At 36.4% G+C, this 1114-nt stretch carries 1 protein-coding gene; it reads right to left on the bottom strand.

Translation table 11 applies throughout. The annotated features are described in order from the left end of the window. Positions 1 to 94 precede the first annotated feature (94 nt). Entirely contained in the window at positions 95 to 619 is a 525-nt protein-coding gene (locus ACFILA_RS09550; protein ID WP_375661127.1) for a hypothetical protein, read from the bottom strand. Positions 620 to 1114: the final 495 nt, after the last annotated feature.

The raw sequence follows: 1114 nt of genomic DNA, 5'->3' as shown, positions 1-1114 counted from the left end.
TTCATATGTTTTTTTCATAGTGAAATGCCTTTTAAAGAAAATTTTTGAATGAAATGGTTATAAGGAGGCGCCCCCGCACCGCCCGCACCGTTATTTACGCTGTTTTCCTATGAGCACGACACATAACAAAGCAAATTTCACCATAAGGAGAAAGGCGTTCTGTATAAACATTATTCATTGTGTCACCACAAATATTCTTAGTAACAATAGCCATGCCACATGCATTGGCATTTTCATAAACATGCACTTTACTTACAATTTTTGCACTATCGAAAACATGGGCATTATCATACACATGGGCATTGGCAAAAACCTTTGCTGAATCGTAGACGCGAGCATTACCATATACAAAACCACCAACACCTGCATTGCCATAAACCTGCGCATTTTCGTAAACACGACCAGGGCTCACAACAATGGCCTGATCACCAACCCAGCAATTACCATCATGGGAAAGATTTTCTTCAGATTCAATATAGCCACCAAGTTGACCAGCTTTAACATCACCAAAATCTCTTAACGCTTTAATGCGATAAAGTTTTTTACCCTCACGAAGAATTGTTTGATTGGTGAGTTGATATTTTGGAGATGTTTTTTGATTTTTAACTGTAGCTTTCATGCTAGTAATCCTTATCGTAAAAAAGGTTTCTATTGACAGCCCATAAGGGCGTCGGGCGCTAGAAACACGGCGATAAGTCCGCTGTATGCTTTCCCCTAAAAGGGTATTGTATGGCATAACCACACCCGACAAAATCGTTATATGCTAGTGATAGCATAAAAGAAAGTCAGTATTTTGAAGATGGGAAAAACCTTATCGTGGTTTATCCGCTTATCGCTAAGTGTTTCTACACACTTGGCGCCTTTCTAAACGAACCTTTCCTTAAAGTCAATACGTATTTTTTATTTTTTTCAATTTTTTTCATTTTGATACCTACCTAATTGAATATCAAGTGCTTTTTTTAGCTCTCTTTCTTTTTAATAGATGATTGTATCGCGTAAATGGACATGTTTATTAAACTGCGTGTATGCAACATGAGAAAGAATGAATAAACTAAAAAAAAGTACCAAATAACGATATCTAAATACCAAAATACAGTATAACTATTTGGAAAAA

Source organism: Bartonella sp. CL71SXKL (genome assembly GCF_042194935.1).
GTDB lineage: Bacteria > Pseudomonadota > Alphaproteobacteria > Rhizobiales > Rhizobiaceae > Bartonella.
The sequence above is the reverse complement of the archived record's forward strand: the minus strand, read 5'-3'. Positions and strand labels throughout refer to the sequence as shown.